At 71.4% G+C, this 20,235-nt stretch carries 21 protein-coding genes and 1 pseudogene; 17 read left to right on the top strand and 5 right to left on the bottom strand.

Annotated elements, in window-relative coordinates:
- The first annotated feature begins 95 nt into the window (after positions 1-95).
- A complete protein-coding gene (locus G412_RS0100255) occupies positions 96-1,208 on the top strand; it encodes an alpha/beta hydrolase (RefSeq protein ID WP_028810311.1) in 1,113 nt (370 codons plus the stop codon).
- Here the strand turns inward: G412_RS0100255 and G412_RS0100250 are convergent.
- On the bottom strand, positions 1,195-2,361 hold the full coding sequence (locus G412_RS0100250) for an ABC transporter ATP-binding protein (protein ID WP_028810310.1): 1,167 nt from the start codon (positions 2,359-2,361) through the stop codon (positions 1,195-1,197). The two genes, G412_RS0100255 and G412_RS0100250, sit on opposite strands and share 14 nt — an antisense overlap.
- A 151-nt stretch (positions 2,362-2,512) precedes the next feature.
- Between G412_RS0100250 and G412_RS0100245 the strand changes: the two genes are divergently transcribed.
- From G412_RS0100245 to G412_RS0100230, 4 genes are all read left to right on the top strand, one after another.
- Entirely contained in the window at positions 2,513-3,262 is a 750-nt protein-coding gene (locus G412_RS0100245) for an ABC transporter permease (protein ID WP_028810309.1), read from the top strand.
- Between the two features lie 3 nt (positions 3,263-3,265).
- On the top strand, positions 3,266-3,952 hold the full coding sequence (locus G412_RS0100240) for an ABC transporter permease (RefSeq protein WP_028810308.1): 687 nt from the start codon (positions 3,266-3,268) through the stop codon (positions 3,950-3,952).
- A gap of 49 nt (positions 3,953-4,001) precedes the next feature.
- Entirely contained in the window at positions 4,002-4,976 is a 975-nt protein-coding gene (locus G412_RS0100235) for an ABC transporter substrate-binding protein (protein ID WP_028810307.1), read from the top strand.
- 85 nt (positions 4,977-5,061) lie between these two features.
- Positions 5,062-5,997 (top strand): hypothetical protein, encoded by a 936-nt coding sequence (locus G412_RS0100230; RefSeq protein ID WP_028810306.1) that lies wholly within the window; start codon positions 5,062-5,064, stop codon positions 5,995-5,997.
- 106 nt (positions 5,998-6,103) lie between these two features.
- Here the strand turns inward: G412_RS0100230 and G412_RS0100225 are convergent, their stop codons facing one another.
- Together G412_RS0100225 and G412_RS0100220 are read right to left on the bottom strand one after the other, a co-directional pair.
- Positions 6,104-6,796, bottom strand: coding sequence for a response regulator (locus G412_RS0100225; RefSeq protein WP_028810305.1), 693 nt, complete (start codon positions 6,794-6,796; stop codon positions 6,104-6,106).
- A 72-nt stretch (positions 6,797-6,868) separates the two neighbouring features.
- A complete protein-coding gene (locus G412_RS0100220) occupies positions 6,869-8,074 on the bottom strand; it encodes a sensor histidine kinase (RefSeq protein WP_028810304.1) in 1,206 nt (401 codons plus the stop codon).
- A gap of 96 nt (positions 8,075-8,170) precedes the next feature.
- Between G412_RS0100220 and G412_RS32670 the strand changes: the two genes are divergently transcribed.
- On the top strand, positions 8,171-9,181 hold the full coding sequence (locus G412_RS32670; protein WP_037647226.1) for an SAM-dependent methyltransferase: 1,011 nt from the start codon (positions 8,171-8,173) through the stop codon (positions 9,179-9,181).
- A gap of 56 nt (positions 9,182-9,237) precedes the next feature.
- Entirely contained in the window at positions 9,238-10,380 is a 1,143-nt protein-coding gene (locus tag G412_RS0100210) for an NADH-quinone oxidoreductase subunit D (protein ID WP_028810303.1), read from the top strand.
- Between the two features lie 13 nt (positions 10,381-10,393).
- On the opposite strand, the gene G412_RS0100205 is transcribed toward G412_RS0100210, so the two are convergent.
- Entirely contained in the window at positions 10,394-11,524 is a 1,131-nt protein-coding gene (locus tag G412_RS0100205) for a DUF5937 family protein (protein WP_028810302.1), read from the bottom strand.
- A 105-nt stretch (positions 11,525-11,629) separates the two neighbouring features.
- On the opposite strand from G412_RS0100205, the gene G412_RS40395 reads away from it, so the two are divergent.
- A complete protein-coding gene (locus G412_RS40395) occupies positions 11,630-11,917 on the top strand; it encodes a hypothetical protein (RefSeq protein ID WP_208857824.1) in 288 nt (95 codons plus the stop codon).
- A gap of 293 nt (positions 11,918-12,210) precedes the next feature.
- Here the strand turns inward: G412_RS40395 and G412_RS40655 are convergent.
- Positions 12,211-12,455, bottom strand: a pseudogene (locus G412_RS40655) (threonine aldolase); the annotation flags it as partial.
- 183 nt (positions 12,456-12,638) lie between these two features.
- Between G412_RS40655 and G412_RS0100195 the strand changes: the two are divergent.
- The 9 genes from G412_RS0100195 (at position 12,639) to G412_RS0100155 (ending at position 20,203) form a co-directional block, all read left to right on the top strand.
- A complete protein-coding gene (locus tag G412_RS0100195; protein ID WP_028810301.1) occupies positions 12,639-13,616 on the top strand; it encodes a Rossmann-like and DUF2520 domain-containing protein in 978 nt (325 codons plus the stop codon).
- Entirely contained in the window at positions 13,613-14,713 is a 1,101-nt protein-coding gene (gene panC / locus G412_RS32660; RefSeq protein ID WP_078606694.1) for a pantoate--beta-alanine ligase, read from the top strand. Before G412_RS0100195 ends, panC begins: the two co-directional genes overlap by 4 nt.
- The gene (locus tag G412_RS0100185; RefSeq protein WP_028810300.1) at positions 14,710-16,434 is read left to right on the top strand and encodes an L-aspartate oxidase; all 1,725 of its coding nucleotides are present in this window, start codon (positions 14,710-14,712) and stop codon (positions 16,432-16,434) included. Before panC ends, G412_RS0100185 begins: the two co-directional genes overlap by 4 nt.
- 2 nt (positions 16,435-16,436) lie before the next feature.
- A complete protein-coding gene (gene nadC, locus G412_RS0100180; RefSeq protein WP_028810299.1) occupies positions 16,437-17,429 on the top strand; it encodes a carboxylating nicotinate-nucleotide diphosphorylase in 993 nt (330 codons plus the stop codon).
- Positions 17,430-17,432: 3 nt separating this feature from the next.
- On the top strand, positions 17,433-18,239 hold the full coding sequence (locus tag G412_RS0100175) for a type III pantothenate kinase (RefSeq protein WP_028810298.1): 807 nt from the start codon (positions 17,433-17,435) through the stop codon (positions 18,237-18,239).
- A gap of 100 nt (positions 18,240-18,339) precedes the next feature.
- Positions 18,340-18,924: a hypothetical protein gene (locus tag G412_RS0100170; RefSeq protein ID WP_028810297.1), complete on the top strand. Its 585-nt coding sequence runs from the start codon at positions 18,340-18,342 to the stop codon at positions 18,922-18,924.
- A 14-nt stretch (positions 18,925-18,938) separates the two neighbouring features.
- Entirely contained in the window at positions 18,939-19,124 is a 186-nt protein-coding gene (locus G412_RS0100165) for a hypothetical protein (protein ID WP_028810296.1), read from the top strand.
- A 122-nt stretch (positions 19,125-19,246) separates the two neighbouring features.
- A complete protein-coding gene (locus tag G412_RS0100160) occupies positions 19,247-19,675 on the top strand; it encodes a BlaI/MecI/CopY family transcriptional regulator (RefSeq protein WP_028810295.1) in 429 nt (142 codons plus the stop codon).
- A gap of 9 nt (positions 19,676-19,684) precedes the next feature.
- Positions 19,685-20,203: an amino-acid N-acetyltransferase gene (locus tag G412_RS0100155; protein WP_051338015.1), complete on the top strand. Its 519-nt coding sequence runs from the start codon at positions 19,685-19,687 to the stop codon at positions 20,201-20,203.
- Positions 20,204-20,235: the final 32 nt, after the last annotated feature.

Genomic DNA, 20,235 nt, shown 5'->3' with positions numbered 1-20,235 from the left:
AGCAGCCGGACAATTTGCGCCCTCTAGGACGGTGCAACCGGGGAGCGGGTTCACTCGCTCCCCGGAAATTCTCAGGCAGAAAGCTCTCTCTCCTCATGGGCCTCACCAGTAACAAGGTTCTGGCGCTTGCCGCTCTTCTGGCAGTGGTGCTGTTCGTCGCCACGGTCTTGCTCTGGCCTCGCCTGGCGGGCCGCGACTGGCGCTCCGTACTGGGCCGCGCCGGCCTGCTCCTCGTGACTCAGCTCATGCTGTTCGCCACGGTCGGGCTCGCGGCCAACAAGTCCTTCCTCTTCTACGGCTCGTGGACCGACCTCTTCGGCCAGGAGACGGAAATGGGCGTGGTCGTCGACCACTCGGCCGCTGCCAGGGACCTCAAGGTCGTCGACACGCAGGGCATGGATGTGCCGGGCGGATCGAAGCCCGCGGTGGGAGGACAGATACAAAAGGTCGTCATCACGGGCGAGCGCTCGAAGATAGCCAGCAAGGCCTACGTCTATCTGCCTCCCGAGTACTTCCGGCCGCGGTACGCCGCGCGGACCTTCCCGGCGTCCATCGTGCTCACCGGGTATCCGGGTACGGCGGAGAACCTCCTCAAGGGGCTGCGTTACCCGCGAACAGCGCACACGCAGGCGCAGGCGGGCAGGATGCAGCCGATGATCCTGGTGATGCTGCGGCCGACCGTGGCACCGCCGCGTGACACCGAATGCGTGGATGTGCCCGGCGGCCCGCAGACCGAGACCTTCCTGGCCAAGGACGTTCCGAAGGCGGTGTCGGAGTCCTACAGGGTGGGCACGAAGCCGCGGAACTGGGGCGTCATAGGGAACTCCACCGGGGGTTACTGCGCGCTGAAGTTTGCCCTCCACCATCCCGCGACGTTCGGGGCGGGCGCGGGCCTGTCCGCGTACTACAGGGCAGCCGAGGACCCGACGACCGGTGACCTTTTCCACGGCGACAACGGCCGGCGCGAGCGGGCCGACCTGCTGTGGAGCCTGGACCATGTCAAGCCGTCGAAAACGTCGTTCCTCGTGACCAGTTCCAGGGAGGGCGAGGGAAACCTCAAGGACACGGTGAAGTTCATCGGGAAGGTGCGGCCGCCCGCGCGGGTCTCCTCGATCACGCTGGACAGCGGCGGCCACAACTTCGGCACCTGGCGGCGCGAGATACCGGCCGCCATGGAGTGGATCAGCGGCAGGCTCAGGGCGAGCTGACGGACTCCACTTCCACTGCCGTACGGGGAACGGCCTGTGCGTCGGCGTCGATGGACCGGCGCAGCGCCTCATGGAGACGCGCCGGTGTGAGCACACCGAGGAAGCGCCCCGCGCTCTCCTCGTCGATGACCGCGATCCAGCCGGCGTCGTGCTGGAGCATCGTGGAGAAGGCCTGCTTGAGGGAGGCGCCGACGGGCAGCCAGGCCTCCATACGGCGCGCGTGTTCGCGTACGGTCCCGGTGGCCGTACGGACCTGCTCGGCGGAGACCCAGCCGTGCAGATCGTCGGCGCTGTCCAGGACGACGGCCCAACGGGCGCCTTCGGCGACCAGCTTGGCGGCCGCCTTCGCGGCCGGGTCGTCGAGATGGACGACGGGCGGCTGCTCCAGGTCACCGGGCTCGATGGGGGTGACGGAGAGGCGCTTGAGGCCCCGGTCGGCGCCGACGAAGTCCGCGACGTACGGCGTGGCGGGTGCGCCGAGGACGGCGGCCGGGGCGTCGAACTGCTCGATCCTGCCCTGCCCGTAGACAGCGATGCGGTCACCGAGCCGGACGGCCTCCTCGATGTCGTGGGTGACGAAGAGGACCGTCTTGCGCACCTGGGGCTGGAGCCGCAGGAACTCGTTCTGCAGGTGCTCGCGGACCACCGGGTCGACCGCGCCGAAGGGCTCGTCCATGAGGAGTACGGGCGGGTCGGCGGCCAGGGCGCGGGCCACGCCGACGCGTTGGCGCTGGCCGCCGGAGAGCTGGTCGGGGTAGCGGTCGCCGTGCACGGACGGGTCGAGGCCGACCAGGTCGAGGAGTTCGGCGGCGCGCTCGCGGGCCTTGGCGCGCTTGACGCCGAGGAGGTGCGGGACGGTCGCGGTGTTGTCCAGGACCGTCTTGTGGGGGAAGAGGCCGACCTGCTGGATGACGTAACCGATACGGCGGCGGAGCTGGACGGGGTCGACGGTGGATATGTCGTCCCCGTCGAGGAATATCCGGCCGTCGCTCGGCTCGATCAGCCGGTTGACCATCTTCATGGTGGTGGTCTTGCCGCAGCCGGAGGGCCCGACGAGCGTGACCAGTTCGCCCTCGGCGACTTCGAAGGAGAGGTCGTCGACGGCGGTGGTGCCGTCGGCGTACCGCTTGGTGACGTGCTCGAATCGGATCATGAGTCCCCATTGTGGCCGGTCCGGTGTCAGGACCATGGTGCGGGAATGAGGCGGATTCCGGCGATTGTCAGTGGCCGGGGATAGGGTCGTCAGACATGGGCTCGGGCATGAGTTCGGCATGGGTTCGGGGTCTCGGGGGAGGTGGGGCGGCATGAGCGGCCGGAGTTGCCTGACGGCGAACGACTGGATCTGCGGGGAGTACGTCCGCTCCCGCGGCCAGGAGTTGGCCGACGCGACTGTGCAGCATGTGTGGATCACGGTGGTTTCGGTGGTGATCGGCCTGCTGATCGCCTTTCCGCTGGCGTTGCTCGCGCGTGGCCGGGACGGACGCCGGTCCAGGTTCGCGGGTCCGGTCCTCGGCCTCACGACCGTGCTCTACACCGTCCCCTCGCTGGCGATGTTCTCGCTGCTGCTGCCGGTGTTCGGGCTTTCGGCGGCCGTCGTGGTCACGGGGCTCGTCCTCTACTCGCTGACTGTCCTCGTGCGCAACATCCTGGCCGGGCTCGAAGCGGTGCCGGCGGAGGCGCGGGAGGCCGCGCTGGGCATGGGGTACGGGCGTGGCCGGCTGCTGTGGGAGGTGGAACTGCCGCTGGCGCTGCCCGCTCTGCTGGCCGGGGTGCGGATCGCGACGGTGTCGACGGTCGCCCTGACGACGGTCGGCGCGATCGTGGGGTACGGCGGTCTGGGGACACTGATCGTGGACGGCCTCGACTCCCTCTTCAGGGCGCAGGTGCTCACGGCTTCGGTGATCTGTGTGCTGCTGGCGGTGGTGGCCGACCTGCTGCTGCTCGGCCTGCAGCGGGCGCTCACTCCGTGGACCAGGGCGCCGGGGCGGCGTACGCCCCGAATACGTACCGGCCGACCGTCTGTCCGTACCACCCGTATCGCGAAGGCCGGCTGATCCATGGGAGCGATCGGGGACGCCTTCACGTGGCTGGCGACGGGCGCCAACTGGCAGGGGGAGAGCGGCGTCTGGAACCGGCTCGCCGAGCATCTGTACTTCAGTGGCGTGTGCCTGCTGCTGTCCTGTCTGATCGCGCTGCCCGTGGCGCTCTGGCTCGGGCACCTGGGCCGGGGCGGCGCGCTCGCCGTGAATCTCTCCAACGTGGGGCGGGCGATCCCCACCCTCGCGGTGCTGATCCTGCTGACGCTCACGCCTCTGGGCAAGCAGGGGGACCTGCCGACGGTCATCGCGCTGGTGCTGTTCGCCGTACCGCCGCTGCTGACCAACGCGTACATCGGCATGCGTGAGGTGGACCGGGCGGTGGTGGAGGCCGCGCGCGGGATGGGGATGTCGGGGCGTCAGGTGTTCGTACGGGTCGAACTGCCCCTCGCGTACCCGCTGGTCATGACCGGGCTCAGGTCGGCGGCCGTCCAGGTCGTCGCCACGGCCACGCTCGCCGCGATGGCGGGCGAGGGCGGCCTGGGCAGGATCATCACGGCCGGCTTCAACACGTACAACACGCCACAGGTGGTGGCGGGCGCGCTGCTTGTCGCCGCGTTGGCGCTGCTGGTGGAGGGCGTGCTGGTGGCGGCGGACCGGCTGCTGGACCCAAGGCGGCGGGGCGCGGCGCGGCGGGCGACGGCCTGACGGTGTCTTTCTTGTCTCTCCTTTCTTCTTCCTCTGGATGGTGAACCTCATGAGCAGAATCTCGCGTACGGCGGGTGCGGTACTGGGCGTGATCGCGCTGGCCGGCGGGCTGGCGGCGTGCGGCGGCGAAAGCCTGGAGAACGGCGGGACCGGCGGCGTGGACAAGGACGGCGGCGGCAAGGGGTCGCTGGTGGTCGGCTCGGCCGGATTCACCGAGTCCAAGGTGCTGGCCGAGCTGTACGCGCAGCTCTTGTCCGAGGCCGGATACAGCACCTCCATCAAGACGGTGGAGAACCGCGAACTGTACGAACCCGCCCTGGAGAAGGGCGAGATCGACGTCGTACCGGAATACGCCGCTACGCTTGCCGAATTCCTCAACGCCAAGGCGAACGGCCCCAAGGCGCCCGAGAAGAATCCGGTCGCCTCCAGCGATGTGGCCGCCACCTTCAAAGCACTGGAGAAGCTCGCGGAGCCGCGCGGACTGAAGCCGCTGCCGGCCGGCGAGGCCGTCGACCAGAACGCCTTCGCCGTCAGCAAGGAATACGCCGGGAAGAACAACCTGAAGACACTTTCTGATCTTGGTAAGTCCAAGCTCAAGGTGAAGATCGCCGCGGGTGACGAGTGCGAGATCCGGCCCTTCTGCGCACCGGGTCTGAAGAAGGAGTACGGGATCGACGTCATCGGCGTCGACCCCAAGGGCGTAGGCACTCCGCAGGCCAAGCAGGCGGTCAAGGACGGCGCGGATCAGCTTGTGCTGACCACGACGACCGACGCGACGCTGGAGGGCTTCGGACTCGTCCTCCTGGAAGACGACAAGAAGCTCCAGAACGCCGACAACGTACTGCCGGTGGTCAATGCGAAGGACGCCGGAGCGCCGGAGATAGCGGACGCTCTCGGCAAGCTCACCAAGGTGCTGACGACCGGTGATCTGGTGGAGCTGAACCGCAAGATCGACACTGACCGGGTGAAGCCCGCCGATGCCGCGAAGGAGTATCTGGAGGCCAAGGGGCTGGTCAAGAAGTAAGCCGGGTAAGGAATTGGGTAACCGCCCGGGAACAGATTGCCGGGCGGGTCCCCATCCGTCGTCCACGCACGGTAAATTTCAGGCCATGCCACGTGGACGCCACCGCCATTCCCCACCCCTGCACAGGATCCTTCCGCCTGCCGCGGTCGCCGGCTCGTCAATACTCTGCGCCGCCGGTGCTTGGCTGTTCGCGGAACCGGTGGTGTTGCGCGGCCTGGTCGCCGCCGCCGCGGCCGCGGCGGTCACCGGCGCGGTACTCATGCGCGCCTGGGACCGCGCGGCGGGCCGACGTGTGGCTGAACTGACGCGAGCGCGCGCGAGCGACGAGTGGAAGACCGAGGAGCGCCTGGCGGACCTCGAGTCGGACCTCGAGGAGTCGCGCGAGCTGCGCGCCAGGCTCGACGCGAAGCTGCGCGCCAAGCGGGTCGAACTGGCCGCCCTGCGCGGCGAGCACGCCGCGCTGTTGCGGCGGTACGCGACCGCGGAGACCGAGCGCGCCAGCGCCCTGGAAGGCCGGCGGCTGCTGGCCATCGAGGCGGCGGCCCCGAAGGCACTGCCGGCTGCCGGCGGTTCCCCGACACCGTCCGCGTATCTGCGTGCGTCCATGGCGCTGGACAATCTGTCGCGCAACGCGGCGGAGCAGGAGTCCCGCGAGTCGCGCGAAGCGCGGGGCCGTGGGGTGGCGGAGCCGGAGGGGAAGCGCGAGGCGGCCGCCGGTAGCGACACCGTGTCCTCCCCGGAACACGCTCGCCCGTCGTCCGCCGTCGTGCCGTACGCCGCCGAGCGGCGCCGCGCCTCGCGTGTGCAGGGGGGCTTCGACTTCTTCGGCAACCAGAAGTCGGCCGCAGCGGCCATCGAAGCCGTCCAGAACGAGGACCTCGCGGACGTGGTGGGCGAGGAGGCGCTGGCGGACGCGCACCGGGCGTCGGGGGACCGAGTGGTGGGCCAGGTCATCGACCTGACGGCCCATGACGAAACGGAACAGCTCGACGTGGCGGTCCTGCGCAGCGCGATCTCGTAACCCTGCGTGGTCATTTCGCCCGCGCGGCGGTGTGACATCGTGCGGCCGCCGCGTGAAGGGTGCGAGGGAGACGGGGTGGGGAACAGGCCCCGCGCGGCGGTGCGCCCTACAACCGGTTCGGGCCGGGGCCGCCGCCCGCCCGGACCAGGCCCGACTCGTAGGCCAGAACCACGACCTGCACCCGGTCGCGCAGGCCGAGCTTGGTCAGGATGCGGCCGACATGCGTCTTGACCGTCGCCTCCGACAGCACCAGCCGCGCCGCGATCTCCCCGTTCGACAGGCCCTGCGCCACGAGCAGCATCACCTCGCGCTCCCGCTCGGTCAGCCGGGCCAGCGCGGAGTCGACGGCGCGGGTCCCCTTGTCCGTACTCGGCAGCATCGACGAGAAGCGGTCCAGCAGCCGCCGTGTCGTGGACGGCGCGACGACCGCGTCCCCGCTGTGCACCGACCGGATGGCGGCCAGCAGTTCGCCGGGCGGCACATCCTTCAGCATGAAGCCGCTGGCCCCCGCCTTCAGCCCGGAGAAGGCGTACTCGTCCAGGTCGAAGGTGGTCAGGATGAGCACCTTCGGCGCGTCAGGGTCCGCACAGATGCGCCGCGTCGCCTCGACGCCGTCCAGCCTCGGCATCCGTACGTCCATCAGCACGACGTCCACTGCCGTGGAGCGCAGGACCTCGATCGCCTCCGCCCCGTCACCGGCCTCCGCGACGACTTCCATGTCGGGCTGGGCGGCCAGGACCATCCGGAAGCCGGTGCGCAGCAGCACCTGGTCGTCTACGAGCATCACGCGGATGGACATGGGGTGGGGTGCCTTTCGTCGGCGTAACCAGGGACGTAACCAGGGACGTGACCAGGGAGGGGAGGCGGCGGTTCAGTGGGCCGGTTTGAGCGGCAGCAGCGCGCTGATCCGGAAGCCGCCGCCCGGCCGCGGCCCCGCGTCGAGCGTGCCGCCGACCATACCGACGCGCTCCCGCATGCCGATCAGGCCGTGGCCCTGACCGTCCGCGCCGCCGTCCTCGTACAGTTCGTGCGCCGCGCCCCGCCCGTCGTCCTCGACGAGCAGGCCGAGCCCGTCGTCGAAGTACACAAGCCGGACGCTCGCGCCCGCCTCCGGCCCGCCGTGCTTGCGCGTATTGGTGAGGGCTTCCTGCACGATGCGGTACGCCGTAAGCTCCACGCCGCTCGGCAGCGGCCGCGGCGTGCCCTCCACCTTGAAGTCGACGGTCAGCCCGGCGGTGCGTACCTGCTCGACCAGGTCCTCGATCTGCTCGACGTCGGGCTGCGGCACGTACTCGCCGCTCTCCTGGTGCTCGCCGGTGCGCAGCACGCCCAGCAGGCGCCGCATCTCGGCGAGCGCCTGGCGGCCGGTTGTCGAGATCGTCTCCAGGGCCTGCCTGGCCTGGGCGGGCGAGGCGTCCAGGACGTACGCCGCGCCGTCCGCCTGGACGACCATCACGGAGACGTTGTGCGCGACGACGTCGTGCAGTTCGCGGGCGATACGGGCCCGCTCGGCGGCGACGGCCACCTTGGACTGCGCCTCGCGCTCCTTCTCCAGCCGCGCGGCGCGCTCCTCCAGCTCGGCGAAGTACGCCCGCCTGGTGCGCATCGAGTCGCCGAGGACCCACGCCAGCGCGAACGGCAGGGCCATGACGACCATGAAGAAGACGGACTCGAGGGCCGAGCTGTTACCCGGGTCGGCGGGCCAGCGCAGCTGCGCGAGCGGAGCCGCGGCCAGGCCGCCCATGAGCGCGAGGCGTGAGATCCAGCGGGGCCCGTCGCTCGCGGCGACGGTGTAGATGATGACGAGCATGGCCCAGTCGGCCGGATTGACCTCCACGTCGAACACGAGCTGCGCGACGCCCATCGCGATGGCCAGCAGCAGCATCTTCTCCGGCGCGCGCCGGCGCAGGGCCACCACCAGGCACAGGAGCGTGATGATCGGGAAGGCGGCGATGCGTGGTTCGGTCCCCATCGACGCCTCGACGGCCCACAGCAGGGAGAACCCGAAGAGCAGCACAGCCCAGAAGCTGTCGACACTCGTCGGGTGCCTGCGGATGAAATCGTAGAGGCGTTGCACGTAACCCAGCGTAGGGAAATCAAATAGGTGCAGGGGTCAACCGGAGGAGCGATCCGGTGGACCGGAGCCTACTCCCCAAGGTGGAGACTGGGTGCCGTGACGGATGAGTGGCAGGGGTGGCGGGAGGCGGCGGAGCAGGCGCTGTACGGTCCGGACGGCTTCTACGTACGGCCCGGCGGACCCGGCCCGTCCGGCCATTTCCGTACGTCGGTGCACGCATCCGCGCTGTTCGCCGGAGCGGTCGCGCGGCTGCTCGGGGACATCGACGAGTCGCTCGGGCGGCCGCGGGAGCTGGCGCTGGTCGACGTGGGCGCGGGGCGGGGCGAACTGCTGTCGGCGGTGCTGGCGGCGGCGCCGCGGGAGCTTTCGGCGCGCGTGCGGGCGTACGCCGTGGAGCGCGCGCCCCGGCCGCCCGGTCTGGATCACCGCATCGAGTGGCGCGCGGAGCCGCCGTCGGGGGTCGCCGGGCTGCTGTTCGCGAACGAGTGGCTGGACAACGTTCCGGTGGACGTGGCCGAGACGGACGCGGCGGGTGTCGCGCGGTACGTCCTCGTACGGCGCGAGGACGGTGAGGAGCGCCTGGGCGACCCGGTCACCGGGCCGGACGCCGACTGGCTCGCACGCTGGTGGCCGCTCGCGCCCGGCGGCGAGCCCGGACTGCGGGCCGAGATCGGCCGCCCGCGCGACGCGGTGTGGGCGGCGGCGGTGGCGACGCTCGACGCGGGACTGGCGGTCGCGGTGGACTACGCCCACGAGCGGACGGCGCGGCCCTCCTTCGGCACGCTGACGGGTTTCCGGGCGGGCCGGGAGGTACGCCCGGTCCCGGACGGCACGTGCGACATCACGTCCCACGTCGCACTGGACGCCTGCGCGCTGCCGGGTGCGGAGCTGCTGCCGCAGCGTGAGGCGCTGCACCGCCTGGGCGTGACCGCCGCCCGCCCGCCGCTTGCCCTGGCGAGCACGGACCCGGCGGCGTACGTACGGGCGCTGTCGGGAGCGGGAGAGGCAGCCGAGCTGACGGCCCGCGGGTGCCTGGGCGACTTCACCTGGCTGACGCAGCCGGCCGGCTCGTCCCCGCCGGACGGAATCGGCCCGTCCGGCGCCTGAGTGCCAGGGTCCGGGGCGGAGCCCCGGCCGTAACCCGCACCAGGGATACTGGCCGCATGACGGAGACCACGGTCGGCATCGGCGGCGCGGCGGAGAGCACCGACATGGTGCTCAACATCGGCCCCCAGCACCCCTCCACGCACGGCGTCCTCCGCCTCAGGCTCGTGCTCGACGGCGAACGGATCCAGCACGCGGAGCCGGTCATCGGCTACATGCACCGCGGCGCGGAGAAGCTCTTCGAGGCCCGTGACTACCGGCAGATCGTGATGCTCGCGAACCGCCACGACTGGCTGTCGGCGTTCTCCAACGAACTCGGCGTCGTCATGGCCGTCGAGCGCATGCTCGGCATGGAGGTCCCGGAGCGCGCCGTCTGGACCCGCACGCTCCTCGCCGAGCTGAACCGGGTCCTCAACCACCTCATGTTCCTCGGCTCGTATCCGCTCGAACTGGGCGGAATCACCCCGGTCTTCTACGCGTTCCGCGAGCGCGAGGAGCTCCAGGCCGTCATGGAGGAGGTCTCCGGCGGCCGCATGCACTACATGTTCAACCGCGTGGGCGGCCTCAAGGAGGATCTCCCCGCGGGCTGGCTCGGCCGGGCCCGCGAGGCCGTCGCGGACGTCCGGTCCCGGATGGACGTGTACGACGACCTCGTCACCGGCAACGAGATCTTCCGCGGCCGCACGCGGGATGTGGGCATCCTGTCGCCCGAGGCCGTGCACGCGTACGGAGTGAGCGGCCCCATCGCCCGCGCCTCCGGCGTCGACTTCGACCTCCGGCGCGACGAGCCGTACCTCGCGTACGGCGAACTCCAGGACACGCTGAAGGTCGCCACCAGGACCGAGGGCGACTGCCTCGCCCGCTTCGAGGTCCTGCTCGAACAGACGCACAACGCGCTGGACCTGGCGGACGCCTGCCTGGACCGGATGGCCGACCTCCCGCCCGGCCCGATCAACCAGCGGCTCCCGAAGGTGCTGAAGGCCCCGGAGGGCCACACCTACGCCTGGACTGAGAACCCGCTCGGCATCAACGGCTACTACCTCGTCTCGAAGGGCGAGAAGACGCCGTACCGCCTGAAGCTGCGCTCGGCGTCGTTCAACAACATCCAGGCGTTGGTGGAACTGCTTCCGGGAACGCTCGTCGCCGACATGGTGGCGATCCTGGGGTCGCTGTTCTTCGTCGTCGGCGACATCGACAAGTAGGTTCCTCCCCGCCTCAGCGCAGCACGCCCTCCAGGAAGTCGCTGCCCAGCCGGGACACCACCTGGAGGTCCAGGCTGTGCAGGACGTAGCGGCCACGGCGCTGGGTGGTCAGCAGACCGGCCTTCCGCAGGGTCGTCAGGTGCCGTGAGACCTCAGGGGCGGTGATCCCGTGCGATTCGGCGAGCTCGCCCGTCGTGTACGGGGAGCGGGCCAGGTTGCGGCACAGGCGCATGCGCATGGGGTGGGCCAGCGCTTCCATCCGCAGCTTCAGCAGCTCGACCGACGCGGGGGACGGCAGTTCCGGTGCGCCGACCGGGTAGTGGATCACCGGACGCCAGCCGGGGGCGTGCAGGACCGACAGATGCGGCCAGCCGAAGCTCGACGGCACGAAGGTGAGTCCCGCGCCGACGTCCGGCTCGACGGCGCTGGTGCGGCCCTCGGCGAGCTTGTCGGCCTGGATACGGGTCCTGGCCCCGCCCGCGCCACCGCTCTCCTCCAGCGTCAGCGCGGGGGAGACCGCGTGCAGCGCCTCCGCGAGGCCCTTGCGGCGCAGCACCTCGCCGTTGTGCCGTGCGTCGGCGGCCAGCTGGACCCGTATCCGACGCCAGGTGTCCGCGAAGAACGCCTGGTCACAGTCCTCGAAGAGCCGCCGCAGCCAGGCCCGTACGGACGCCGGATCGGCCAGCAGGCGGCGCGCGAAGTCCGTCTGCTTCGGCCCCCGCGCGGCGGCCAGGTCCAGCGCCCGCTCGCGCATCGTGGCGTCGACGAGCGGGGACGGGCTGGGCGTGCCGTACGTACTGGAGCAGGTGAACTCCAGGGCCGCGGAGACGAATCGTTCGTCGTCCAGCCGGTCCAGCGCGTCCAGGTCGTCGCTGAGCGTCGCCCCCGTCCTGCCGTCACCGCCCCGCAGGCCGGCGAACGGCATGAAGACGTCCGAGAACGTGCTGCGCCACAGGAACTCCGCCTCGCTCATCCGGTCGGCGAGGTCCGGCTTCAGCGAGGCGGCGGCCGCGGTCGCCCAGCCGTGCAGTCCGGGGTGGTGGCCCGGCTCGGACAGGGCGTGCAGGGCCATGCCGAGCTCCGCCAGCGGGGAGGTCTCGAAGACGATGCGCTCGGGCGGCAGGCCGGTGATGTCGATGGACACGCTCATGGGTACATCGTGCCCGGTGCCACTGACAGCGCGGCCGTCGATTGACGGGGCTCGTCAAACGATGCGCGTCGCGGGGTGCGGCGTACGCATGGTGAGGACATGAACGCCACTCAGCAGCACATGCTCGACGTCTACCGCGCCACCCGACTCGGCACTCCCGCGCCGCCGGCGCCCGGCCTCAACGACTGGCAGGCGGTGCGGGAGGTACGCGACTACCGGCGCCTCCGCGCGACGGCCGAGGACCGGCCACCCCGTACCCACCGACTCCGAACCGCCCTGGCGAACCTGTTCACCTCAGCGACCCGCAACTCCGCCACCCGTGGCTCGGCCGGCCGGGCCCAGCGCTCCCGCCGTGTCGCGGGTGCGGGTTCGAGTACGTGCGGCTAGGGGCGCGCGGAAGGGTCCGGCGCTTGAGGACCGAGGCGTGGGGCGGGTCCCGGCCGCACCCTCGCAGTACAACCAGCCGTCCGGCGCTTGAGGACCGGGGCGTGGGGCGGAGCCCCGGCCGCACCCTCGCAGTACAACCAGCCCGTCCGGCGCTTGAAAACCGAGCCTCGGGGCGGAGCCCCGGCCGCACCCCCGCAGCACAATCAGCCCGTCCGGCGTTTGAGGACCGGGGTCTGGGGCGGAGCCCCAGTTCGGGAAGGGGCGAGTAGGGGAACAGCCCGCCGCAGGCGGTGCGCCTTGTAGAACGACACGTACACGCTGTCCGCCGGCTCCGCGATGTCCGGGGAGCGTACGCCCGAAGTGAGGGGCGCACTCCCACAGTCGGGCGCCGTCGAAGTGCACCACGTACGAAACCGGCATCCCGCAGCGGCAGTTCCAGCATCAGCCCGCCGAAGGGCTCGCCGGATGCGCGGATTTCGTCCGCCAGCGCCTCGCCCGGCGCCCGCGCGACGAGCCGCTCAAGCCCGGCGACGACACCGTCGCCGTAGACGTCGGCCCACTCGTCCAGCGTCCGCGGTGTCCGTCAGCAGGCGATCATCGCGTACCGTGCGGCCTCTGCCCACAGCCTGTGGACAGCGAGGCAGCCGCACGAAACGCTGGCGTAGCATGACGAGAAATCGTCCGGTACCCCCCGCGGACTGGAACGGAAGGCCGTCCCCGCGTGAACGCACCAAACGCAGCACATGAGCCCCTGGACGCCAGGGACCGCCCCGCCCGCCTCACCGTCGGCGTGGTCGGAGCCGGCCGGGTCGGCCCCGCACTCGCCGCCGCGCTGCGGCTCGCGGGCCATCGTCCGGTCGCCGTCTCCGGTGTCTCGGACGCGTCCGTACGCCGGGCCGCGGCGCTCCTGCCCGACGTCCCGCTCGTCACCCCCGCCGAGGTCCTGGCCCGCGCCGAGCTCGTCCTGATGACCGTTCCCGACGACGCCCTGCCGGGCCTGGTCGAGGGGCTCGCGGAGACCGGCGCCGTACGCCCCGGACAGCTCATCGTGCACACCTCCGGACGGTACGGAACCCGCGTCCTCGCGCCCGCCCTGCGCGCCGGCGCGCTGCCCCTCGCCCTGCACCCCGCCATGACGTTCACGGGTACGTCCGTGGACGTGCAGCGGCTGGCCGGCTGCTCCTTCGGCGTCACCGCGCCCGAGGAGCTGCGCCTCGCGGCCGAGGCCCTGGTCATCGAGATGGGCGGCGAGCCCGAGTGGGTCGCCGAAGAGTCGCGCCCGCTCTACCACGCGGCCCTCGCCCTCGGCGCGAACCACCTGGTCACCCTGGTCGCCCAGTCCATGGAGCTGCTCCGCACGGCAGGCGTCGAGGCCCCCGACCGGATGCTCGGACCACTCCTCGGCGCCGCCCTGGACAACGCCCTGCGCTCCGGCGACGCCGCCCTCACGGGCCCTGTCGCGCGCGGCGACGCGGGGACGGTCGCCGCGCACGTCGCGCAGCTGCGCGAGCACGCGCCGCAGGCCGTCGCCGGCTACCTCGCCATGGCCCGTACGACCGCCGACCGCGCCCTCGCCCACGGCCTGCTCAAGCCCGAGCTCGCCGAGGAGCTGCTGGAGGTACTGGCCGACGGTGGCAGCACCGACGGTGGCAGCACCGATGGTGGCAGTACCGACGGGCCCAAGGGAGAAGACCGATGAGCGGCACCTTCGAGCTGGTCCCCACGCGCGAGGACCTCCAGTACGTCCTCGAACACTCCGGCGCCCCCGGCCGCACCGCCGTCGTCATGACCATGGGCGCCCTGCACGAGGGCCACGCGACACTGATCCGCACGGCGCGCGAGCACGTCGGGCCCAAGGGCTTCGTCGTCGTCACGGTCTTCGTCAACCCGCTCCAGTTCGGCGCCGGCGAGGACCTCGACCGTTACCCGCGCACTCTCGACGCCGACCTCGCCCTCGCCGAACAGGCCGGTGCGAACGCCGTGTTCGCCCCGTCCGCCGACGAGGTCTATCCGGGCGGCGAACCGCAGGTCCGTATCACCGCGGGGCCGATGGGCGAGCGCCTCGAAGGCGCGTCCCGTCCCGGCCACTTCGACGGCATGCTGACCGTCGTCGCGAAGCTGCTGCACCTGACGGGACCGGACGTCGCCTTCTTCGGGCAGAAGGACGCCCAGCAGCTCGCCCTGATCCGCCGCATGGCGCGCGACCTGAACTTCCCCGTCGAGATCATCGGCGTACCGACGGTCCGTGAGGAGGACGGTCTGGCCCTGTCCAGCCGCAACCGCTACCTCTCGCCCGCCGAGCGCCGCACCGCCCTCGCCCTCTCCCGCGCGCTGTTCGCCGCCCGCGACCGGCTCATCGCCCTGGAGGCCCTGCACGCGCGTGCCGTGGCCCAGGGCGCGGTGACGACCCCCGCGCGCGTGGCCGCCCTCGCGGGCCTCGGCGAGGCGCGCGCGGCGGCCGACGCGCACGCCGTCGAGCAGGCGGGCCACGCGGACCTGAGCGGCCCGGCGGCCGTACGCGCGGCAGCGGCCACCGTCCTGGACGAGGCGGCGCGCCTTGAGCCCCCGCTGAACCTCGACTACGCCGCCCTCGTCGACCCGTCGGACTTCACCGAGGTGCCCGACACCTACAGCGGTGACGCGATCCTCGCCGTGGCCGCCAGGGTCGGCGCCACCCGCCTCATCGACAACATCCCGCTGACCTTCGTCCACGAAGCCGGCGAAGACAGCGAAGCCGACGAAGACAACGAGGGCAGCGAAGACAGCGCAGTCCGCGAGCAGGGAGCCTCGGCATGACCCGGACCGGTATACGGCTGAAGGCCCCCGCCCCCGGCTGGACCGTCGACGCCGACGTCGTGGTCGTCGGCTCCGGCGTCGCCGGCCTGACCGCCGCCCTGCGCTGCACCGCCGCCGGTCTGCGTACGGTCGTCGTCACCAAGGCCCGCCTGGACGACGGCTCCACGCGCTGGGCGCAGGGCGGCATAGCCGCCGCCCTCGGCGACGGGGACACCCCCGAGCAGCACCTGGACGACACGCTCGTGGCGGGCGCGGGCCTGTGCGACGAGGAAGCCGTACGGGCCCTGGTCACCGAGGGCCCCGACGCCGTACGCCGCCTGATCGACACCGGCGCCCTCTTCGACACCGACCCCGAGTCGGGCGCCATCCAGCTCACCCGCGAGGGCGGCCACCACCGCCGCCGCATCGCCCACGCGGGCGGTGACGCGACGGGCGCGGAGATCTCCCGGGCGCTGGTCGAAGCCGTACGGTCCGCCTCTCTTCGTACGATCGAGAACGCCCTGGTCCTGGACCTGCTCATGGACCCCGACGGACGCACGGCGGGCGTCACGCTGCACGTCATGGGGGAGGGCCAGCACGACGGTGTCGGCGCCGTCCGCGCCCCGGCCGTCGTCCTCGCCACCGGCGGCATGGGGCAGGTCTTCTCGGCCACCACCAACCCGTCCGTCTCGACGGGCGACGGCGTCGCGCTCGCCCTGCGCGCGGGCGCGGAGGTCTCGGACCTCGAATTCGTCCAGTTCCACCCCACCGTGCTCTTCCTGGGCTCGGACGCGGAAGGGCAGCAGCCGCTCGTCTCCGAAGCGGTACGGGGCGAGGGCGCGCACCTCGTCGACGCGGACGGCGTGCGCTTCATGCTCGGGCAGCACGAACTGGCGGAGCTCGCCCCGCGCGACATCGTCGCCAAGGGCATCATGCGGCGGATGCGCGAGCAGGGCGCCGAGCACATGTACCTGGACGCCCGGCACTTCGGCGCGCGGATGTGGGAGTCACGTTTCCCGACCATCCTGGCGGCCTGCCGCTCCCACGGCATCGACCCGGTCACCGAGCCCGTCCCCGTCGCACCGGCGGCCCACTACGCGTCCGGCGGCGTACGGACGGACCTGCGCGGCCGTACGACGGTTCCCGGCCTTTACGCGTGCGGTGAGGTGGCCTGCACGGGCGTGCACGGCGCGAACCGGCTCGCCTCCAACTCGCTCCTTGAGGGCCTGGTCTTCGCGGAACGCATCGCCGAGGACATCGCGGCCCACCCCGCGACCCCCGGCCCCGCCGTGGAGAGCGAGGAGGCCCCCGGCCCGCTCCTCGACCCGGCGACCCGCATCGAGATCCAGCGGATCATGACGGCGGGCGCCGGAGTGCTGCGTTCCGCCGACAGCCTCGACCACGCGGCGGACGCGCTGGAGGTCCTGTACCGCAGCGCGGCCGCCGAAGCGGACGCGGGGAACGGGAGCGACGACGTCAAGGACGCCGAGCCCGGCGTGGACGCCTGGGAGGCCACCAACCTTCTCCTCGTCTCGCGCGTCCTGGTCGCCGCCGCCCGCGCCCGCGAGGAGACCCGCGGCTGTCACTGGCGCGAGGACCGCCCCGACCGCGACGACGACACCTGGCGCCGTCACCTCGTCGTACGGCTCACCCCCGGCCGCACCCTCGCCGTACACCGCACCGCATCCGCGTCCTTCCCGCCCGTAGACCCCGGCCCCGTACCAGCTCAGAGGGAGCAGTAACCGTGAGTACGCCCGACAACCCCCAGCTCCTGCCGACCGCCTCCGGCGGCTGCGGCGACGCCTGCGGCTGCGGCGGTGAGGAGACGTACGAACTCGACACCGCCGAGTGCAGCCTCGACCCGGACCTCGCCCAGCTCCTCGTCGCGGCGGGCCTCGACCCCGTCGAGGTCGAGGACGTCGCGAACGTCGCGCTCGCCGAGGACCTCGCCCACGGCCCCGACGTCACCACCGTCGCGACCGTCCCCGAGGACGCCGTCGCGACCGGCGACTTCACGGCCCGCGAGGCCGGCACCGTGGCGGGCCTGCGCGTCGCCGAGGCGGTCCTGTCGATCGTCTGTACGGACGAGTTCGAGGTCGAGCGGCACGTCGAGGACGGCGACCGGGTCGAGGCCGGGCAGAAGCTCATCAGCGTCACCACCCGCACCCGCGACCTGCTGACCGGCGAGCGCAGCGCGCTCAACCTGCTGTGCCGTCTGTCGGGCATCGCGACGGCCACGCGCGCGTGGGCGGACGTTCTCGAAGGTACGGGCGCCAAGGTCCGCGACACCCGCAAGACGACTCCGGGGCTGCGCGCCCTGGAGAAGTTCGCGGTCCGCTGCGGCGGCGGCGTCAACCATCGCATGTCCCTCTCGGACGCGGCGCTCGTCAAGGACAACCACGTGGTGGCGGCGGGCGGCGTGGCCGAGGCCTTCACACTCGTACGCAAGGCGTTCCCCGAGGTCCCGATCGAGGTCGAGGTCGACACCCTCGCCCAGGTGACCGAGGTCCTGGAGGCGGGCGCCGACCTGATCCTCCTGGACAACTTCACGCCGGAGCAGACCGCCGAGGCGGTCGCTCTCGTGAACGGCCGCGCGGTCCTCGAATCGTCCGGCCGGCTGACCCTGGAGAACGCCCGCGCGTACGCGGACACGGGCGTCGACTTCCTCGCCGTCGGGGCGCTCACGCACTCGTCCCCGATCCTCGACATCGGTCTCGACCTGCGCGAGGCGAAGTAACCCATGCTGCTCACCATCGACGTCGGCAACACCCACACCGTCCTCGGCCTGTTCGACGGGGAGGAGATCGTCGAGCACTGGCGCATCTCCACCGACGCCCGCCGCACGGCCGACGAACTCGCCGTACTCCTCCAGGGCCTCATGGGCATGCACCCGCTCCTCGGCGACGAACTCGGCGACGGCATCGAGGGCATCGCGATCTGCTCGACCGTCCCGTCCGTCCTGCACGAGCTGCGCGAGGTGACCCGCCGCTACTACGGCGACGTCCCCGCCGTGCTCGTGGAGCCCGGCATCAAGACGGGCGTGCCGATCCTGATGGACAACCCCAAGGAGGTCGGCGCGGACCGCATCATCAACGCGGTCGCGGCCGTCGAGCTCTACGGCGGTCCGGCGATCGTCGTCGACTTCGGTACGGCGACGACCTTCGACGCCGTGTCGGCGCGCGGTGAGTACGCGGGCGGCGTCATCGCGCCGGGCATCGAGATCTCCGTCGAGGCGCTCGGCGTCAAGGGCGCCCAGCTCCGCAAGATCGAGCTGGCCCGACCGCGCAGCGTGATCGGCAAGAACACCGTCGAGGCCATGCAGTCCGGCATCGTCTACGGCTTCGCGGGTCAGGTCGACGGCGTCACGCAGCGCATGGCGCGGGAGCTCGTGGGCCCCGACGGCGACCCGGACGACGTGACCGTCATCGCGACGGGCGGGCTGGCACCGATGGTGCTCGGCGAGGCCTCGGAGATCGACGAGCACGAGCCGTGGCTGACGCTGATCGGCCTGCGGCTGGTGTACGAGCGCAACGTCGCCCGGATGTGACGGCCCCGGCCGCCGCGCCGTCGTAGATCAATTAAACAGATTTTGTCCGTTTGGTGCGTATTGTCACTGCATGCCCACGCCATACGGATCCCGTGGCGGCATGGCGTTCAGCGCGGACGAGCTGCGTGTGCTCCGACGCGCCGTCGCCATCGCCCTCCATCCCGCGTCACTGTCCGACGAAGACGTCCAGGACTGCCTGCGCCTCGCAGGCACCCTGGACGAGGCGGTCCGCGAAGCGGCCCGGCTGCGCGCGTTCCTCCTCGCCGACCTGGCCCGCTACCGCGACGCGCTCCCCGCGGCCGCGGGCGGCTACCTGGGGCTGCTCCAGGACGCCCTGGCCACCGGCTACCAGCCGGTCCCCGACGACCTCGTGGCGCTGCGCGGCCTGCGCGGCACGCCGGCCGGCGCGGCACTCCTCGACCGCTGCCGGGCCATCGCGGAGCAGTCCGTACGGGCCCGCCTGGCCGGCCGCAGCACCGCCCCCCTCCCGCGCACCCGGCTGCTGGCCATCGCGGGCGGGCGGGCTCCCGGTGCCGGGGAACCGCCGAAGCCCAAGAAGCCGGAGCCCGCCCGCGAGCCCTTGGAGCGTCCTATGCGGCCCGCACGGCCCGCGCCGAAGCCTTCCGAGGTCTTCCCGCCCCGCAGACGCCCCGTGCCCCCGCCAGAGCAGAGGGCGGCCGGGTAGCTACTCTGGACGGCATGGACTACGTTTCCGCGCTCCTGCCCCCCGTGGTGATGGCCGCGTTCTTCATCGCCCTGGTCACGACGATCGTCAAGACGCAGGGTGGTTCCAACAAGGCCAAGGAAGACGCGGCCGTGGACGCCACCATGGCCCGGGCGGAGTCCGCCCGCCAGGCGGGTGCGCCGAAGACCGGCGACGCCTGACCGCCGTCCTGCCCGTGCTTCACCGAGCGCTTCACAAGGGCGTACGGCTCATTCCGAGCCGTACGCCCTTTTCGCTGCGCAAATAACCAGCCATTACCGAAATCTCCTACTATGGTGGCGCTGTGCCTCGCCAATTGGGAGAGCTGGAAGACGCCGTCATGACGCGCGTGTGGCAGTGGAACCGACCGGTCACCGTCCGGGAAGTCCTTGAAGACCTTCAGAAGGAACGGTCCATCGCCTACACCACGGTCATGACCGTAATGGACAATCTCCATCAGAAGGGCTGGGTCCGCAGGGAAGTCGAGGGGCGGGCCTATCGATATACGGCTGTCTCCACCCGCGCCGCCTACTCGGCCGCACTGATGAACGAAGCCTGGTCGACGAGTGACAACCCCGCAGCGGCTCTTGTCGCCTTCTTCGGCATGATGTCGGCGGAGCAGCGCGAGGCTCTTGAGGACGCGATGCGCGTCGTTCAGCGCGCCGATCCCGCGACAGAACCACCCGCGGGTCCGGCAGAGGGCGCCGAGAGTCCACCGGGTCCGGGGCGATAGCGTCGACGTATGCCGTCAGAGCGAAAAGCCATCACCGTCCGGCGGGCGAGGACCAGTGATGTGCCCTCCGTGCGCAGTCTCGTCGACACGTACGCGCAGAAGCGGATCCTGCTCGACAAAGCGAACGTGACGCTTTACGAGGACATCCAGGAGTTCTGGGTCGCCGAACGCGACGAGGACGCCGCAGTCGTCGGCTGCGGCGCGCTGCACGTGATGTGGGAAGACCTCGCCGAAGTGCGAACTCTCGCCGTCGATCCCGCCTTCAAGGGCGCCGGAGTGGGGCATCAAGTACTGGACAAGCTGCTCCAGACCGCGCGCTGGCTCGGGGTGCGCAAGGTTTTCTGCCTCACCTTCGAAGTCGAGTTCTTCATGAAGCACGGCTTCGTGGAGATCGGAGAGGCGCCGGTCGACGGAGATGTCTACAGCGAGCTGCTGCGTTCCTATGACGAGGGCGTAGCGGAGTTCCTGGGACTCGAACGAGTGAAGCCGAACACCTTGGGCAACAGCCGGATGCTTCTGCACCTGTGATCGACAGAAGCGGCCGGAGCCCTATGTCCGAA

This window comes from Streptomyces flavidovirens DSM 40150, assembly GCF_000429085.1.
Taxonomy (GTDB): domain Bacteria; phylum Actinomycetota; class Actinomycetes; order Streptomycetales; family Streptomycetaceae; genus Streptomyces; species Streptomyces flavidovirens.
This window is presented reverse-complemented; position numbering and strand designations above follow the sequence as displayed.

Bases quoted from the DNA above. Each gene is read 5' to 3' on its own strand.
- G412_RS0100255 (WP_028810311.1), top strand. From the start codon at position 96: ATGGGCCTCACCAGTAACAAGGTTCTGGCGCTTGCCGCTCTTCTGGCA.
- G412_RS0100250 (WP_028810310.1), bottom strand. From the start codon at position 2,361: ATGATCCGATTCGAGCACGTCACCAAGCGGTACGCCGACGGCACCACC.
- G412_RS0100245 (WP_028810309.1), top strand. From the start codon at position 2,513: ATGAGCGGCCGGAGTTGCCTGACGGCGAACGACTGGATCTGCGGGGAG.
- G412_RS0100240 (WP_028810308.1), top strand. From the start codon at position 3,266: ATGGGAGCGATCGGGGACGCCTTCACGTGGCTGGCGACGGGCGCCAAC.
- G412_RS0100235 (WP_028810307.1), top strand. From the start codon at position 4,002: ATGAGCAGAATCTCGCGTACGGCGGGTGCGGTACTGGGCGTGATCGCG.
- G412_RS0100230 (WP_028810306.1), top strand. From the start codon at position 5,062: ATGCCACGTGGACGCCACCGCCATTCCCCACCCCTGCACAGGATCCTT.
- G412_RS0100225 (WP_028810305.1), bottom strand. From the start codon at position 6,796: ATGTCCATCCGCGTGATGCTCGTAGACGACCAGGTGCTGCTGCGCACC.
- G412_RS0100210 (WP_028810303.1), top strand. From the start codon at position 9,238: ATGACGGAGACCACGGTCGGCATCGGCGGCGCGGCGGAGAGCACCGAC.
- G412_RS40395 (WP_208857824.1), top strand. From the start codon at position 11,630: ATGAACGCCACTCAGCAGCACATGCTCGACGTCTACCGCGCCACCCGA.
- panC (WP_078606694.1), top strand. From the start codon at position 13,613: ATGAGCGGCACCTTCGAGCTGGTCCCCACGCGCGAGGACCTCCAGTAC.
- G412_RS0100185 (WP_028810300.1), top strand. From the start codon at position 14,710: ATGACCCGGACCGGTATACGGCTGAAGGCCCCCGCCCCCGGCTGGACC.
- G412_RS0100175 (WP_028810298.1), top strand. From the start codon at position 17,433: ATGCTGCTCACCATCGACGTCGGCAACACCCACACCGTCCTCGGCCTG.
- G412_RS0100170 (WP_028810297.1), top strand. From the start codon at position 18,340: ATGGCGTTCAGCGCGGACGAGCTGCGTGTGCTCCGACGCGCCGTCGCC.
- G412_RS0100165 (WP_028810296.1), top strand. From the start codon at position 18,939: ATGGACTACGTTTCCGCGCTCCTGCCCCCCGTGGTGATGGCCGCGTTC.
- G412_RS0100155 (WP_051338015.1), top strand. From the start codon at position 19,685: ATGCCGTCAGAGCGAAAAGCCATCACCGTCCGGCGGGCGAGGACCAGT.